Source organism: Nocardia carnea, from assembly GCF_029868325.1.
Taxonomy (GTDB): Bacteria; Actinomycetota; Actinomycetes; order Mycobacteriales; family Mycobacteriaceae; genus Nocardia; species Nocardia carnea_C.
The window spans coordinates 1-15,969 of sequence record NZ_JARWNW010000301.1 but is presented as its reverse complement, the minus strand read 5'-3'; the positions used below and the strand labels follow the sequence as shown (position 1 = coordinate 15,969).

Below are 15,969 nucleotides of genomic sequence, written 5' to 3'. Positions count from 1 at the left end.
GGCCGGGTGGCGCCGTTGCGCGCGGGTTCACCACGATGACCACCGGCGCCGCCGGAATCGTCCTCGCCGCACCGGCTTCCGGTAGCGGTAAGACCACCGTTGCGACCGGCCTCATCGGCGCGCTGCGCCGGGCCGGGCACCGGGTCGCGCCGTTCAAGGTGGGGCCGGACTATATCGACCCCGGCTACCACGGCCTGGCCGCCGGCCGCCCCGGCCGCAACCTCGATCCGGTGCTGGTCGGCCGGGACCGGATCGCGCCCCTGTACCGCCACGGTTCCCGCGACTGCGACCTCGCGGTCGTGGAGGGGGTGATGGGTCTGTTCGACGGCCGGATCGACGACCGGTCCGCGGACCCGGTCGCGGAGGGGTCCACCGCACAGGTCGCGAACCTGCTCGGCCTGCCGGTGATCCTCGTCGTGGATGCGCGCGGGCACAGCCAGAGCCTGGCCGCGCTGTTGCACGGGTTCGCGACCTTCGACTCCGGGATCCGGCTGGGCGGGGTGATCCTGAATCGGGTCGGCAGCGAACGGCACGAACAGGTTCTGCGTGCCGCCTGTGACCGGGTCGGGCTGCCGGTACTCGGTGCTTTGCCGAGGTTGGCCGAACTCGAGGTCCCGTCCCGGCATCTGGGCCTGATCCCGGCGGTCGAACACGGCAGCGCGGCCCTGCGCGCGGTCGATGCGATGACGGATCTGGTCGCTCGCCATATCGACCTGTCCGCTGCCGCCGCACTCGCTGTTGCGCCCGGCCCGGGCACAGTATGGGATCCGGTGCAGGCGACCGCAGTAGCGAACGCTGCCGAGGCAGGTGCGACTGGTGAATCGTCGCGATTCGGTACGGCGGCAGACGCGGCCGTCTCACCAGAGCCCGAGCGCGGCGCCGGGGCCGGTGCGATCGCCGGAAGCGCTGCGATATCCGGTGCGACCAGGCCGGCCCGGGCGGTGGTAGCCGGGCCCGAGGCGGTAAGAGGCGCGGACAGTTCTGGTGTGGTCACAGCAGGGCCGGCGGCCGGAACACAATTCGTTGCCGGAGAGCGCAGTCCGGTGATCGCCATGGCGGGTGGCCCGGCGTTCACGTTCGGCTACGCCGAGCACCGGGAGCTGCTCACCGCCGCCGGCGCGCAGGTCGCGGTATTCGATCCGCTGCACGATCCGCTGCCCGCCGATGCCGCCGGGCTGGTTCTGCCGGGTGGCTTCCCGGAGGAACATGCGGAAGCGCTCGCCGCCAACACCGTGCTCCGGGCCGCGGTGGCCGAACAGGCGCAGCGTGGGCTGCCGATCCATGCCGAATGCGCGGGCCTGCTCTACCTTGCCGCCTCGTTGGACGGTCACCCGATGGCGGGTGTCCTCGATGCGGTCGCCGAATTCGGTCCGCGCCTGACCCTCGGTTACCGAGAGGCCGTCGCCCTGGCCGATTCCCCGCTGTGGCGGGCGGGCGAACGGGTGCTCGGCCACGAATTCCACCGGACCCGATTGGTCGCCGCCGGCACCCCTACCTCCGCCTGGGCCTGGCGCGCGGGTAGTGAGCAGATCAGGGAAGGGGCCCTTGTGCACCAAGTGCACGCCTCCTATCTGCATACACACCCCGCAGGGAACCCGGCCGCCGTGCACCGCTTCGTTTCCAGCGCCCGCGCTCACCGGCGTGCGTTTGCCGCCGCGACCACCCGATGACATCCTCGGATCCCGCCGCGGCGGCACCCCGCCTCGCCGTCGGCCTGGGACTGCGTCCCGGCGGGTGCGCCGATCACATTCTGGCAGCGCTGGACACGGTGCTGCCCAGTGCGCGGATCGCCTGCCTCGCCACCATCGACCGGCGCGCCGGCGAACCGGGTCTGGGCGCGGCTGCCGAGAGGTTGGGGGTGCCGCTGATCGGATTCACCACCGATCAGCTCGCGCACGTCCAGGTGCCCAACCCGTCCGGCAAAGCGATGGAAGTATTCGGAATTCCCGGCGTCGCCGAGGCCGCGGCACTGCTGGCCGGCTCCGGCCCGCTGCTGGTACCGCGGCGAGTGGTATCGGGGGTGGTGATCGCTGCGGCCGCCACGCGCGCCACGGTGATCACCGGTGCTATGGGTTGATACCTCACTGATTCACTAGCCGTGAATCAGTGAGGCAACGGTGTTTGTTCTGTAGGCGCGCCGTGCTCGACTGCCTAACTCAAGGGGCGACCGACAGCAGGTCCGCGAAACCGGTGGGGTCGTGGCGGCCGACGCTGGCGTGTTCGAACAGGCCCCAGCCCTCGGCGTCGCCGCAGCGGGCGTGGGCGATGTGGTCGGTGACGCCCCATGGGATTCGCCCGGCTATCGCCGGGTCGGTGAGGTCGTAGCTGTTCGCCCACGACCAGTCGCGGCCCTTCCACTGACCGTGCAACCAGTCGGGATCGCCGCCGTAACCGCACCCGATGTGCAAGGGGATCCCGGTGACGGTGCGGATATCGATGGTCAGCGGTTCCCCGTCGGGGGTCCGCAGTTCGAGGGTCGCGGCCTCCGGGTGGCGGGTGCCGGAACGGTAGTCGATGGTGACGTGCGGCCAGCCCAGTTGTTCGACCGAACCGTCCGGGAACACCCGGACCGCGTCGTTGAGTGTGCGGTAGCCGTCCGGATTCTCCTGCAGGATCACCACCACCGCGAAATCGTCGAATCGCAGCGGTACGTAGAGCCACCAGAATCCGCCGGTGCCTTCGGTGGCGGCGCGGCCCGGGGGTTCGGCCTCGCCGACCGGACGGATACCCCACGACCGATCGCGGGTGCCCATCCACACGTCCGGGTCGACGGTAATGTCCTCGCCGCCGAGCGAGATCGTGCCGGCCCACGAGCCGACCTGCGCGAACCGGGAGGCATCCAGCGTCGGGCGGTTCCCGGCGAGCATCACATGGGGTTGTTCCTGGACCGCGGGGAACGAGCCCGTCCAGGTGAGGTCGAGTCCGAGTTCGTCGTGCTCGCACAGCACCCGGATCGTGTGCAGCGGTTCGACCACTTCGATCCGGTAGCCGCCCACCGCCAGGTCCAGGCTGCGGTCGCTGCGGGCGTCGGAGAAGCGCACCGAGGTGATTTCGTCACCGCGGCGCAGCGCCGCGTAGGCGTCGACGACACCCAGATTGGGATAGACGCCGAAGCCGGTGACCAGCATGGTGGCGCCGTCCCGGTTGTGTGCGTTGAAATAGCTGCGGTCGTAGAAGTTGCGGTCGCTGGTGGCGGCGCGCGCGATCGGCAGCGGGGTCTGGTGGATCGGGTATTCGTCCAGTGGGCCCGGGGTCGAAGCGGGTGTGCGGGCGGTGTTCTCGCTCAAATCAATCCCATCCGTAGGTGCCGTCGAGCATGGCCTCCAAGGTGGCCCGATGCATGATGTAGTCGTCGCGGTCGGCGGGGGCGGTGTCCTCACCCATATGGATCATCCGGCGTTTGATGCGGGCCATCACGATCGCGTGCCGCAGTGCGGCGTAGGTGAGGTGGAAATCGAGGTCACGTACGGTGTGGCCGGTCAGTTTCTCGTACTGCGCGACCACCTCGTCACGGCGTAGGAAATCGGGTAGCCCGGGCATATCGAAGCCGGTGGCGATATCCTGGAAGAACCTGTGCAGGAAGATCATCCAGGCCAGGTCCAGCTCCCGCGGGCCCAGCGCCGCCATTTCCCAGTCCAGTACCGCGATCGGTGTGCAACCGTCGTAGATGATATTGCCGGGACGGGCATCGCCCCAGCTCAGGACATCCGGACCCGGATCGTCCGGGAAATTGTGTTCCAGCCAGTCGAAGGCCCGCTCGATCAACGGAATCTCGAAACCGTCGTCCACCAGCGCCCACCGGTACCAGTCCCGCTGGGCGGCGAGGTGACGGCGCAGCGCCGGGCCGGGCCCGTCCAGCTCCGGAAAACGCCGGGCCGGTTCGGTGATCGCGTGGATCCGGGCGAGTACCTCGAGGGTGTTGCGGGTCAGCTCGGCCCGTTCGGCAGGTTCCGCGTCGTACAACCAGCCCGCGAATACATACGGCGGGTTGTCGCCGGGGATGCGGCCGTCGACCCGGTCCATGACGAAGAACGGGGCGCCGCACACGGAGTCGTCGGTTTCCAGCCAGCGCAGCGGCGGTACCGGTACATCGGTGTGGGCGGCGACCTCGCCGATGATCCGGTACTGCAGCGGCAGGTCGTAGTCGCGGAACACCGGGAACGCCCCCGCTTCCGGCACCATCCGCGCGACGTAGGACCCCTCCTGTGGTGCACCCGCGGACGTCCACCGGGCATCGAACAACACCGATGCGCTGGACAGTCCACCGGACAGCGGCCGGTGCAGCGATTCGATCACCGGCGGCTCGTCGGCGGCCACCCGCGCCTGCAACCAGCCGGTGAGCTGGGCGGCGAGGGTGTCCAGATCGCGTTCGCTGGTGGTGAGCTGCAGATGTTCGGTGGGGTTTATCTCATCGGGCATCATCGTCCTCCTGACGCCATCGGCCACAGTGCGCGGACCTGCTCGGATCGGCACTCGAGCGCTGGTGGCATCGGGGATACCGGCCGCCCGCGTGCCGCAGACTGTAACGCGTTTCAGTCCGGCGCGGAGACGATTCGTGCCGATCGCCGAGTCACCGGATCACCGGTATCGCCCCGCGTAAGGGATGCGCGGGCCATAATCCCCAGCACGGCCCGGAAATACGCAGACAGGGCCGGGCAGGAGGTGGTGAATGGCCGAGCCGACCCGTCGCGGGTATCCGGCACCGTCGGCCCCGGCGCCCGCGAATGCCGGGGAGCAGAGTGGGCGCCGGTGGTGAAACGCCTACGCGAGGCCGCCGCCTATTCCGTTGCGGCCGTGCTACTCCTGGTGCTCGGTGCGGCGATACGGCCACTGTTCATCGACGATCCCGCGCCTCGGGAAATACTCACCGACGTCGAACTGGGATTCGTGCAGGACATGGCGGCGCATCACCATCAGGCGCTGATCATGGTGCAACGGCTCGACCCCGGCGCCGACCCCGCTGTTCTGGGTCTGGCCCAGCAGATCGACGACACCCAGCGGTCCGAAATCGGCATGCTGCTGGGCTGGTTGCGAATGGCCGGAGCCCCGGCGGCCAACTCCGATCCGATGGCCTGGATGCCCGAGGAATCGCTCGACGGCCACAGTGCGCACGACGGGCACAGTGCGGATGACGGCCACAGCGCGGACGACCGGCACAGCGGGCATCCGACGACCATGCCCGGTATGGCCACCCAGGAGCAGCTCGACGCCCTGTCCGCGGCGCGTGGGCGCGCCGCCTCAGTGCTGTTCCTGCAGCTCATGCAGGCCCACCACGACGGCGGTATCGCTATGGCTCGGGTTGCCGACGCAATGCTCGCCGGTGGTGTGGTCAAACAGGTCGCCCGGGAAATGATCAGTGGTCAAACCCAGGAGTCCGGGCTGATCGCCCTGCTGCTGACCCAGCTCGAGGCCGCACCTTCGGGCTGATCCGGAATGATCATGAGGCGAAGGCGGTTACTCGTTGCTATGAGCACACTTCCGCTGCCGGATACCTTGAAAAAGCATATCGACGAGAACCGGCTGTTCGTCACCGTGGCCACCGTCGGGCGGGACGGACATCCTCACCTCACTGTTACCTGGCTGATCCGTGACGGCGACGATCTGCTCTACTCCACCACCACCGATCGCGTGCAGGGCAAGAACCTCGCCCGCGACCCGCGGATTTCGGTGCTGATCACCGCGCCGGACAACCCGTACCTCTACGCCGAGGTCAAAGGTACCGCCACGTTGACGCCCGATCCCGAACTGCTGGTCGGCAACCGGATCTCACGGAAGTACACGGGCAAGGACTACGCCGACTTCAACCCCGACGCCGTGAACGACGGCCCTCGCGTGGTCGTACGCATCACGCCGAACAAGATCACCGGACGTCTGTAGTCCGGAAACCACAGGGCTCTCGTGCCGGCCCCGATCCGTTCGCCCGGACATCGGGACGGTTCGGGATCCGCACCAGGGATACTCCGGTCCCGGGACCGATCAGGCGGCCTGGGCTTCGTCCTGGGCGTGCTGGGCGCGGGCCACTTCCGCGGCGGTGTAGCGCAGGGTCAGTGCGATCAGTCCGACGAGCAGGGCACCGCAGGCCGCCACGAACATGGCCAGGGTGTATCCGTCGCCGAGGGCGGTGATCTCGGCGGGCGTCATCTGGGCGGGTTTGCCGGTGGTTCCGCCCTCGGAGAGGGTGCGGGAGGCGGCGAGCGGGGTGAGGACACCGATGGCGATGGGCGTGCCGAGGTTCAGGAACATCTGGCCGATCGCCGAGAGCGGACCGATCTCGTCCGGCGGCACTCCCACCAGGACGCACAGCGGAATGAGCACCATCGCGATACCGATCCCGAAACCGATCACCAGGAACAGCGGCAGCAGCGTGGTCCAGTAACCGACACCGCCGTCCAGTGTCGACCCGTAGCCCAGCCCGGCCACCAGCACCACGGCGGCGCCCACCAATAGCCACCGCGGCGAGATATGCAGTGCCAGCTTGGTGGCGAGCGCGCTGCCCGCACCGACACCCAGGGTGAACGGGATGAACGAGATGCCCGCCACCAGCGGGCTGTACCCCACCACGTTCTGCACGAACAACCCGGCGAAGTAGGTGGTGGCGCCGAGTACACCGCTGGCCAGCAGGATCACCACGAAGGTGGCGACCCGGTCGCGGCTGTCGAACAGCGACCACGGCAGCAGCGGGTTGCCGACGTAGCGTTCGGCGAAGACGAACACCGGCAGCAGGACCGCGCCGGCGATCAGCGCACCGTAGACGTAGGGGCTGTCCCAGCCGAGTTCCGGGCCCTCGGTGGCGCCGAAGACGATCAGGGCGCAGGCCAGTGTGCCGAGGAACGCGCCCCGCACATCGAGTGTCAGCCGCTGATGGTCGGTATCGCGCAGGGCGGCCAGCGCACCGATGACGATCAACACGCCGATCGGCACATTGATCAGGAAGATCCAGCGCCAGCTGGCCTCGGTGAGCGCTCCGCCGATCACCAGCCCGCCGACCGAGCCCAGCGCCACCATCGACCCGAAGATTGCGAAGGCCTGGTTACGCACTTTGCCCGGTGCGAAAGTACTGGCAACCAGGGCGAACGCGGTGGGCGCGGCCAGTGCGGCGCCGGTGCCCTGGATGGCGCGCGCGATGATCAGCCACAGTTCGTTCTGCGCCAGCCCGCACAGCAGTGAGGCGAGCGTGAACAGGCCGACACCGGCGATGAACATGCGCCGGCGTCCGAACGAATCACCGATCCGGCCGCCGAGCAGCATCAAACCCGCGAACGGCAGGCCGTAGGCGGTGATGGTCCAGGCGCTGCCCGAACTGGACAGGCCCATTTCCTCCTGGAGTCGCGGCAGGGCCAGAATCACGACCGTGCCGTCCAGCACCACCATCAGCTGCAAACCGCTCAGGACGAGGATGGCGAGACCGAAGGCTCGCTTCGTCACCGGGTACTTCGCGGCTGGGGGGTTATCGAGCACAGTGGGTCACTGTAACCGACCGGTAGCGTCGGCGATCGGGGCGGCGCTGAACCCGGCGGTGGGCCCGATCACAATGATCGCGGGCGGCCGGATCCCCTCCGACCGGACCCGTTCGGCCACATCCGCGAGCGTCGCGCGCAGCACCCGCTGGCCCCGCAGCGTGCCCTCCTGAATCACGGTGGCGGGGGTATCGCCCGGCCGGCCGCCGTCGCGCAGGACCGTGGCGAACTGCTCGATCCGCTCCACCGCCATCATCAGCACGAGCGTGCCGCGCAGGCGGGCCAGCGCGGGCCAGTCCACCAGGGAATCGGGATGGTCCGGCGGGATATGGCCGCTCACCACCACGAACTCGTGCGTTACGCCCCGGTGGGTGACCGGGATACCGGCCGCCGCCGGGACCGAGATGGGGCTGGTCACGCCCGGGACCACCGTCACCGGGACCCCGGCGTCGACGCACGCCTCGAGTTCCTCGTAGCCGCGCCCGAAGACATAGGGGTCGCCGCCCTTGAGCCGGACCACGAACTTGCCCGCCCGCGCACCCTCGACGAGTGCCGCGTTGATCGCGTCCTGCGCCATCGCCCGCCCGTAGGGGATTTTCGCGGCGTCCACGACTTCGACGTCCGGCCCGAGTTCGGCCAGCAGTTCGGGCGGCGCGAGCCGGTCGGCGACCACCAGATCGGCGCGGGCCAGCAGTCGCCGGCCGCGGACGGTGATCAGGTCCGGATCACCGGGGCCGCCGCCGACCAGCGCGACCCCCGGCGTCATCGGGGTCGCATCGTCGGTCACCACACCCGATTGCAAAGCTTCCAGCAGCGCGGTCCGCACCGCCGCCGAACGACGGTGCCGGCCACCGGCGAGAACGCCCAGCGTCATCCCGTCGTAGCGGGCGGAGGCGGGGGTGACCGCGGTACCGGACTGGGCATGATCGGCGCGTACACAGAAGATCCGCCGCCGTGTCGCCTCCGCGACGACCGCGGCGTTGGTCTCGGGTTCGTCGGTGCAGGCGATCGCGTACCAGGCGCCGTCGAGGTCGCCGTCGGCGTAATCGCGCAGCGTGAGCGTGAGCCGGCCCCCGGTCGCCATACCCTCCACCGCGGGCGTGGCCTCTCGGGCGATCACTTCCACGACGGCCCCCGAAGCGATGAGCAGCCCCAGCCGGCGCTGTGCCACCGTGCCGCCGCCGACGACGACAACCCGCCGTCCGTTCAGATCGAGCCCCACCAGGTAGTTCGAATCCCCGGAGGCAAGGTGGTCGGTATCGGCTGACGTATTCGGCACAAGGTGCGAGCCTACTTCCGGAGGCCCGGCCCGCCGCAGCCGCCCGCCGGACCCACGGAGTCTCCGGTGAGGACGACCAGCTCGGTATCCGAGGCGACCTCGATGCGCAGGCCCGCCTTCCGGGCGACCCGGGCCAGTCCCTGGGCATCGGCCGGCTCGGCGCGGGTCAGGACCAGCGCGCGAGCCAGCAAACCTTTGTGATGTTTGTTGAAATGGCTGACCACTGTGCGTGACCCGTCCTCGTGTTCGGTGAGCACTGTGGCCGTGACGGCGCCGGGGACCCGGCCGAGCTGCTGATAGGTGCCCGACCGCAGATCGACCACCAGCTCGCCGGCCGCCGCATCGCGCAGTGCCGGTCCGAGATGATCACGCCAGACCGCCGACAGCGTCGGGCGACCCGGAAGTTTGGACCCACCGGAGAGCCGGTAGGCCGGGATCGGGTCGTCCGCGCGGACCGCGCCGAACAGCGCCGAACCGATGGCGAGCCGCGTATAGGCCTTGGCGCGCTGGGCCTTGGTGAACGACCGGGCGTCCAGCGCGTCGTACAGCACACCGGTATAGCGCTCCAGCGCCGGCCGGGTGGGTGAGCTGCGCAGCGCGGCATTGCGGGCCAGTTCCGCGTCGGCGTTCTTGCCCAGCCCCAGCGCCACCCTGGCGGCGTCGGGATCACCGGCCAGTTTGCCGAGGTCGTCGATCAATCCGTCGCGGACCTCGGTCAGTGTGTCGAAGGCCAGCGCGCTCAGGTCGAGCGGCCCGCCGGTACCGCCGTCGGATTTCGTCTCGGAAGGAGGGAGGAGCACCAGCACGAGCGGTTACGGTACCGGTCCGTGCGGACGAACCCCGGACGTGCCGCCGGTGTCCCCGGCCCCGGCGGCTCAGCGCACGGCTTTGAGGAACTCGCGGGTGCGTTCGTTCTCGGGTGCGTTGAAGATCTGGTCGGGCGTCCCTTCCTCGATGATCCGGCCGTGGTCGAACATCAGTACCCGGTCGGAGACATCGCGGGCGAAACCCATCTCGTGGGTGACGATGAGCATGGTGATGTCTGTGCTCTCCGCGAGCTCCCGCAGTACGTCGAGGACCCCGCCGACCAGTTCGGGGTCGAGTGCGGAGGTCACCTCGTCCAGCAGCATGACCTTCGGGTCCATGGCACAGCAGCGTGCGATCGCCACCCGCTGCTGTTGTCCGCCGGACAGCTGGGACGGGTGTGCCGTCGCCTTGTCCGACAGCCCGACCAGTTCGAGCAGATCGAGGGCCCGTTTGCGTGCCTCGTCCCGGGATTTGCCCAATACATGGATCGGCGCCTCGGTGATGTTCTCCAGGACACTCATGTTCGGGAACAGGTTGAACTGCTGGAACACCATCCCGACCTTCTTGCGCACCTCCCGGAGATGTTTCTCCCGGGCGGGCACCAGTTTGCCGCCGCGCTGCTCGTGGGACAGCAGTTCCCCGTCGACCCGGATGGTGCCGCTGCTCACCGCCTCCAGGGTCATGAGCAGCCGCAGGATGGTGGTTTTCCCGGAACCCGAAGGCCCGATCAGCGTGACCTTCTCTCCGCGCCGGACGCTGAAATCGAGGTGGTCGAGCACCGTGAGATCGCCGAAGCGTTTGACCACGCCGTCGAATTCGATCATCGGCTGCGCTTCGGCCGGGGTGCCGGAGACCGGTTCAGTAGTAGGCAAGTCGCTTCTCCAGTCGTCTGATCAGCACCGAGGTCGGATAGCTGGCCACCAGGAAGAACACGCCGGCCAGGGTCATCGCCTCGAGATATGCGTAGTGACGGGCCCCGAACTGCTGTGCGGCGGTCACCAGTTCGACGACGGTGATGGCGAACAGGAACGGGGTGTCCTTGAACATCGACACCGCGTTGGTGCCGAGGGCGGGCACACTGGCCCGGATCGCCTGCGGCAGGATCACGGCCCGCCAGGTGCGCACCGGCGGCAGCGACAGCGCCCGCGCCGCCTCCCACTGGCCCGGCGGAACCGATTCGATTCCCGCCCGGTACACCTCCGCCAGATATCCGGCGTAGTGGATACCGAGCACCACGACCCCGATCTGCAGGGCCGAGAACTGCGGTAACAGCGTGTAGGCGAACAGTAGCTGCACCACCAGCGGGGTGAACCGGATGAATTCGCTCACCGCGTGCACCGGCCACGCGATCCAGCGGGGGAGTGAACGCCGGATGATCGCGATCATCAGCCCGAGCACCGCGGCGATCACGAACCCGAGCACCGTTGCCAGCAGGGTGATCTTGAACCCGTCCCACAGCACGGGCAGTGCGTCGGCGGCGCGTTCCCAGCTCCAGTCGACGGTCATAGCGCCTCCTTCCCGGCGGATACATACAGTCCGCGGAGGCCGGAGTACCGGCGGGGACAGCGCATCACGGCGTCACCTTCTTCCCTGCCGGCGCGGTGCCGGAGACCGACTCCAGCGACGTGTCGGGGGCAAGGCGCAATACGTCACGCAGGGACGGTCCGCGGCCGAGCTTGTGTTTGGCCCGCGCTTCCAGCAGGTTCATCCCCAGGCTGAGCAGATAGGCGATCACGAAGTAGATCAGCAGGCCGATATCGTAGGCGAACAGGGTGTCGCCGGTACTGTCCCGCAGTTTCTCGATCTCGAAGGTCAGATCCTGCAGGGTGATGTAGGAGGCGACCGCGGTGCCTTTCAGCAGGTGTACCAGCAGGTTGGCCAGCGGCGGAATCATCAGCGCCCACGCTTGTGGGAAAAGCACCCGGCGCAGCCGCTGCCAGGGGCTGAATCCCAGCGCTACCGAGGCCTCGACCTGCGCTTTCGGCACCGAGTTCAATGCGCCCCGAACGACTTCCGCACCGTAGGCGCCGTAATTCAGCCCCAGTGCGAGGATTCCGCAGAACACCGGGTCGAGCTGATATCCCAGTAGCGGCAGCACATAATAGAACCAGAACAGCTGCACCAGCAGTGAGGTGCCGCGGAAGAACTCGATCGAGATCCGGGCGGGCCCGCGTACCAGGATGCTGCGTGCCCGGGCCGTCGTTCCCAGTGTGAGGGCCAGGACGAAGGCCAGCACCGCTCCGCCGACCGTCAGTTGCAGGGTGATCAGTAAACCTTCACCGATACGCGGCAGCGCATCGGTGAGGGCGTCGAGATTGTTCACCGGTCACCTCTCCCTTCCGGTCCCGGCGGGCCGGAGGAGAGACGTGCCGGTGTGCAGTTGTCGACCGGCACGATCAGATATCGCCCGCGCACAGCTTGGCGGTGGTCAGCTCGGGGTCGGGCAGTTCGGCTTCGGTGAAACCGAATTCGCCGACGATCGACAGGTACTTGTCCTTGTCCGAGGTGATCTTGCGCAGCTCCGCGTTGTAGGCGTCGAGCAGCTCCTTATTATTGGTCCGGAAGACCGTACCGCCGGCACCGACCTGCGGTTTCCCGTCGATTTCGGCGACGAACGATTCGGTGACCTCGACCGGTGCGTCCGGGTTGTGGTCGGCCAGCCAGTTCAGCGAGATCGCGGTGAGCGCGAAAACATCCGAGCGGCCCGAGGTCACCGCATCCATACCGTCCTGCGGGCTCCCGACCTGGGTGGCGTCGATACCCAGCGAGGTGGCGTAATCCGATTCGATGGCGCCCGTCATCACGGCCATTTTGGCGCCTTTGTCCTTGATCGACTGCATATCGGTGAGCCCGAGCGGATTGCCCTCCTTCACCATCAACGCCGTGGTGTACATGAACTCGGGCTCACTGAAAGCGGCCTGTTCGCACCGCTCCGGCAGGATCGACATCCCCGCGCTCACCGCATCGAAACGCTGCGCCTGCAGACCCGGGATCAAGGCACCGAAATCGGTTTGCACACCCTCGACCGTCTCGATTCCGAGATTGCGGAAGATTTCGCGGTGCAGGGCCACCGTCGCCCCGGTGAGCTGACCGTTCTCCTCGAACGAATACGGTGCCTCGCCGGCGAACCCGACGGTGACGGTGCCCTTGTCCTTCAGGGACTGCAGGAGGTCACCACCGGCCGCCGTATCGGTCTTGGTGCACCCCGACAGCGTCGCCGCGGTCAGCACTGCACCCGCGACGAGTGCGATTGCGCGCGCCCTTGATTTCCTGGTTCCCATCACGGCCGACCTTTCCACGGGGCGCTGACGCGGGCTCTCCGGTATCGATATATGCGAGGCATGCAGGTCAGCGACCATTTTCAGTTTGTGCGGAACGTTTTCACCGAAATCCCGGTGGAACGAACCCTAGCGGCGTCCGGTTCCGACTCTCGGCGCCGCAATGAAGCTGCAAAGAAAAGTTCAAAATATGTATATCACAAAGTTATTCAAACGTGTTTCAAATGTTATTTGTGTTCGGGTCTCGGGTTGTCCGGAAACCTGCCACGACCGGCGCGGACCCGGCCGAGCGCGGCACCGGCCGGGCAGCAGGGAATAGGGTGTCGGCCGGGATCGGGCAGGGTCTACGCTGAGCAACCGTGATCACCCGCCTCTCCCGCCTCTTCCTTCGTACGTTGCGCGACGACCCCGCCGACGCCGAGGTGCCCAGCCACAAGCTGCTGGTGCGCGCCGGCTATGTGCGCCGGGTCGCGCCGGGGGTGTACTCGTGGCTGCCGCTGGGCCTGCGGGTACTGCACAAGGTCGAGGAGGTGGTGCGCGAGGAGATGAACGCCATCGGCGGGCAGGAGATCTCACTACCCGCCCTGCTGCCGCGCGATCCCTACGAGGCCACCAACCGCTGGACCGAATACGGGGACAGCCTGTTCCGGCTGCAGGACCGCAAGGGCGCCGACTACCTGCTCGGCCCCACCCACGAGGAGCTGTTCACGCTCACCGTGAAGGGCGAGTACAACTCCTACAAGGATCTGCCCGTCACCCTGTACCAGATCCAGGCCAAGTACCGCGACGAGGAACGTCCCCGCGCCGGCATCCTGCGCGGTCGCGAATTCATCATGAAGGACTCCTACTCCTTCGACCTGGACGAGGCCGGCCTGAAGGCGAGCTACAACGCGCACCGCGAGGCCTACCAGCGGATCTTCGAACGCCTCGGCGTGAAGTACGTGATCGTCGCCGCGACCTCGGGCGCGATGGGCGGGAGCGCCTCCGAGGAATTCCTGGCCGACAGCCCCGTCGGCGAGGACACCTACGTTGTCTGCCGCGAATCGGGTTACGCCGCGAATGTCGAGGCCGTGGTCACCCCCGCGCCCGAGCCGCTGTCGCTCGAGGGGCAACCGGAGGCGGTCGTCCACGACACCCCGGACACGCCCACTATTGCCACCCTCGTCGACTGGGCCAACGCGGCCGGTATCGGTGAGCGCCTCGGCCGGCCGGTCACGGCCGCCGACACGCTCAAGAATGTGATGGTGAAACTCCGGCATCCGGACGGCAAAACCGAGATCGTCGGTATCGGAGTCCCGGGCGACCGCGAGGTCGACGACAAACGGCTCGGCGCCTCGGTGGAGCCCGCCGAGGTCGAACTGCTCACCGACGCCGATTTCGCCGCCAACCCGTTCCTGGTCAAGGGGTATATCGGCCCGAAGGGGCTGCAGGCCAACGGTATCCGCTACCTGGTCGATCCCCGGGTGGTCACCGGAACGTCCTGGATCACCGGAGCCGATGCTCCCGGTAAGCACGTGGTCGGCCTGGTCGCCGGTCGTGATTTCACCCCCGACGGCACCATCGAAGCGGCGCAGGTACGCGACGGCGATCCCTCGCCCGACGGCCGCGGCACCCTGGTCTCCGCCCGCGGTATCGAGATCGGCCATATCTTCCAGCTCGGTTACAAATACACCGACGCCTTCGAGGTCGACGTCCTCGGCGAGAACGGCAAACCGGTACGGCTCGTCATGGGCTCCTACGGCGTCGGGGTGTCGCGGCTGGTCGCGGTGATCGCCGAACAGCAGCACGACGACAAGGGCTTGCGCTGGCCGGGCGAGGTCGCGCCCTACGACGTGCATGTAGTGATCGCGAACAAGGACGATGCCGCCCGCACGGGCGCCGAACAGGTTGTGGCCGAACTGAACACCCAGGGTGTGGACGTTCTCTTCGACGATCGCACCGCCTCACCCGGTGTGAAGTTCAAGGACGCCGAACTGCTCGGAATGCCCTATGTCCTGGTCATCGGCCGCGGCTGGGCCGAGGGCAAGGTGGAACTACGCGACCGGTTCACCGGTGAAGCCCTCGATATCCCGGCTGATTCGGCGGTATCGGCAGTACTGGAGCGCATCCGGAGCTGATCCCGGATCGCGACGAGGGGTGCGTTCCCGGAATGGGAGCGCACCCCTGTGCTTTGTCGGGTCCTGTCGTGGCGGACCTCGGATCGGCCGGACGATCCGGCGAGTAGCTCAGTTTCTTGAATCGTTCTGCTTCAAGGGCGGATTGCGTTGCGCGTCAACTGCTCCGCAGCCGCATGCACGGCGGTGGCGGCATCGCGCCGCTCGGTGATGGAGTAGCTGATGATTGCGCCCTCGTGCAGGCTCAGTAGCTGCACCGCGACCGTTTCGTGGTCGGCCGCTCCGGCTTCGGCGAGTAGTTGATCGAACAGCTCGTACAGCCATGTCTTCTCGGCGACGATCACTTGCCGGCCCGGATGGTCGGGTTCGGGGAGTTCGGCGAAGGCGTTGATGAAACTGCAGCCCCGGCTGTTGTCCGGGAGCCATTCCGGTAAGACGTCGAATGGTGTCAGGACGCGCTCGACCGGGTCGGTCCGGTCGGTCAGTCGGGCCTCGATCAGGGTGCGCCAGCGGCGGTCGCGCTGTTCGAGGTAGGTGACCAGCAGGCCGTCCTTCGAGCCGAAGCGGTCGTAGAGGGTTCGTTTGGTCACGCCGGATTCGGCGGCGATGGTATCTACCCCGACCGCGTGGATACCGCGTGTGTAGAAGAGCTCGGCGGCCGTATCGAGTATCCGTTGCGCCGCCGGTGTCAGGGGCGTAGTCGCGTCGTGCGCGGGTGTGGACATATCCGTATCCCTTATCCCTTGCATTCACAGGTCTGTGAACCTAGTCTATCCACAGCGGCAACTTCACAGACCTGTGTAGTGGAGGTAGGTATGAGACGAACAGTGCAGACGGTGGCCCGTGCCTTGCGGGATTTTGCCCTCGGGATTCATCTCGCCAACGGCATACGGCACGGCGTAACGCCGCGCACCGAGAAGCGGGGCCGCCCCGCCCAAAACTAGGAGCCCCGCGCGGGGGGCGGCCGCCCCGGGGGGATAATCAACCCACCCAGAGAATAAACAAGAATGAAGGACCGGCCGGGGGGGAGATGG

General features: G+C 67.7%; 15 protein-coding genes. 5 read left to right on the top strand and 10 right to left on the bottom strand.

Going from position 1 to position 15,969, the window contains the following annotated elements; all coding sequences use genetic code 11:
- The first annotated feature begins 35 nt into the window (after positions 1–35).
- Both QH196_RS29195 and QH196_RS29190 read left to right on the top strand, forming a co-directional pair.
- Positions 36–1,670 carry a cobyrinate a,c-diamide synthase gene (locus tag QH196_RS29195; protein WP_280419066.1) on the top strand — a complete coding sequence of 545 codons (1,635 nt, stop codon included), beginning with the start codon at positions 36–38 and terminating at the stop codon, positions 1,668–1,670.
- Positions 1,667–2,077 (top strand): cobalamin biosynthesis protein, encoded by a 411-nt coding sequence (locus tag QH196_RS29190; RefSeq protein ID WP_280419065.1) that lies wholly within the window; start codon positions 1,667–1,669, stop codon positions 2,075–2,077. Before QH196_RS29195 ends, QH196_RS29190 begins: the two co-directional genes overlap by 4 nt.
- 79 nt (positions 2,078–2,156) lie before the next feature.
- Here QH196_RS29190 and QH196_RS29185 read toward each other — a convergent pair whose 3' ends face one another.
- Positions 2,157–3,287, bottom strand: coding sequence for a hypothetical protein (locus QH196_RS29185; RefSeq protein ID WP_280419064.1), 1,131 nt, complete (start codon positions 3,285–3,287; stop codon positions 2,157–2,159).
- A gap of 1 nt (position 3,288) precedes the next feature.
- Complete coding sequence (locus QH196_RS29180) at positions 3,289–4,419, bottom strand: phosphotransferase family protein (RefSeq protein WP_280419063.1); 1,131 nt, start codon at positions 4,417–4,419, stop codon at positions 3,289–3,291.
- Positions 4,420–4,665: 246 nt separating this feature from the next.
- Between QH196_RS29180 and QH196_RS29175 the strand changes: the two genes are divergently transcribed.
- Positions 4,666–5,427 (top strand): DUF305 domain-containing protein, encoded by a 762-nt coding sequence (locus QH196_RS29175; protein WP_432279572.1) that lies wholly within the window; start codon positions 4,666–4,668, stop codon positions 5,425–5,427.
- Between the two features lie 39 nt (positions 5,428–5,466).
- Positions 5,467–5,877: a PPOX class F420-dependent oxidoreductase gene (locus QH196_RS29170; RefSeq protein ID WP_280419062.1), complete on the top strand. Its 411-nt coding sequence runs from the start codon at positions 5,467–5,469 to the stop codon at positions 5,875–5,877.
- 99 nt (positions 5,878–5,976) lie between these two features.
- Here QH196_RS29170 and QH196_RS29165 read toward each other — a convergent pair whose 3' ends face one another.
- The 7 genes from QH196_RS29165 to ehuB all read right to left on the bottom strand — a co-directional run bounded on the left by QH196_RS29165 (position 5,977) and on the right by ehuB (position 12,824).
- On the bottom strand, positions 5,977–7,458 hold the full coding sequence (locus QH196_RS29165; RefSeq protein WP_280463802.1) for an MFS transporter: 1,482 nt from the start codon (positions 7,456–7,458) through the stop codon (positions 5,977–5,979).
- A 6-nt stretch (positions 7,459–7,464) separates the two neighbouring features.
- Positions 7,465–8,736 carry a uroporphyrinogen-III C-methyltransferase gene (gene cobA, locus QH196_RS29160; protein WP_280419060.1) on the bottom strand — a complete coding sequence of 424 codons (1,272 nt, stop codon included), beginning with the start codon at positions 8,734–8,736 and terminating at the stop codon, positions 7,465–7,467.
- An 11-nt stretch (positions 8,737–8,747) separates the two neighbouring features.
- Positions 8,748–9,542, bottom strand: coding sequence for a peroxide stress protein YaaA (yaaA, locus tag QH196_RS29155; protein ID WP_280419059.1), 795 nt, complete (start codon positions 9,540–9,542; stop codon positions 8,748–8,750).
- Positions 9,543–9,611: 69 nt separating this feature from the next.
- The gene (gene ehuA, locus QH196_RS29150) at positions 9,612–10,367 is read right to left on the bottom strand and encodes an ectoine/hydroxyectoine ABC transporter ATP-binding protein EhuA (protein ID WP_280419089.1); all 756 of its coding nucleotides are present in this window, start codon (positions 10,365–10,367) and stop codon (positions 9,612–9,614) included.
- 34 nt (positions 10,368–10,401) lie between these two features.
- Complete coding sequence (ehuD, locus tag QH196_RS29145) at positions 10,402–11,049, bottom strand: ectoine/hydroxyectoine ABC transporter permease subunit EhuD (protein ID WP_280419058.1); 648 nt, start codon at positions 11,047–11,049, stop codon at positions 10,402–10,404.
- Between the two features lie 64 nt (positions 11,050–11,113).
- The gene (gene ehuC / locus QH196_RS29140; protein ID WP_280419057.1) at positions 11,114–11,866 is read right to left on the bottom strand and encodes an ectoine/hydroxyectoine ABC transporter permease subunit EhuC; all 753 of its coding nucleotides are present in this window, start codon (positions 11,864–11,866) and stop codon (positions 11,114–11,116) included.
- Positions 11,867–11,939: 73 nt separating this feature from the next.
- Positions 11,940–12,824, bottom strand: a complete 885-nt coding sequence (gene ehuB / locus QH196_RS29135) for an ectoine/hydroxyectoine ABC transporter substrate-binding protein EhuB (RefSeq protein WP_280419056.1) — start codon at positions 12,822–12,824, stop codon at positions 11,940–11,942.
- Positions 12,825–13,180: 356 nt separating this feature from the next.
- Here ehuB and QH196_RS29130 point away from each other — a divergent pair, with 356 nt between their 5' ends.
- Entirely contained in the window at positions 13,181–14,938 is a 1,758-nt protein-coding gene (locus tag QH196_RS29130; protein WP_280419055.1) for a proline--tRNA ligase, read from the top strand.
- Between the two features lie 131 nt (positions 14,939–15,069).
- On the opposite strand, the gene QH196_RS29125 is transcribed toward QH196_RS29130, so the two are convergent.
- Positions 15,070–15,660, bottom strand: a complete 591-nt coding sequence (locus QH196_RS29125) for a TetR/AcrR family transcriptional regulator (protein WP_280419054.1) — start codon at positions 15,658–15,660, stop codon at positions 15,070–15,072.
- Positions 15,661–15,969 lie beyond the last annotated feature (309 nt).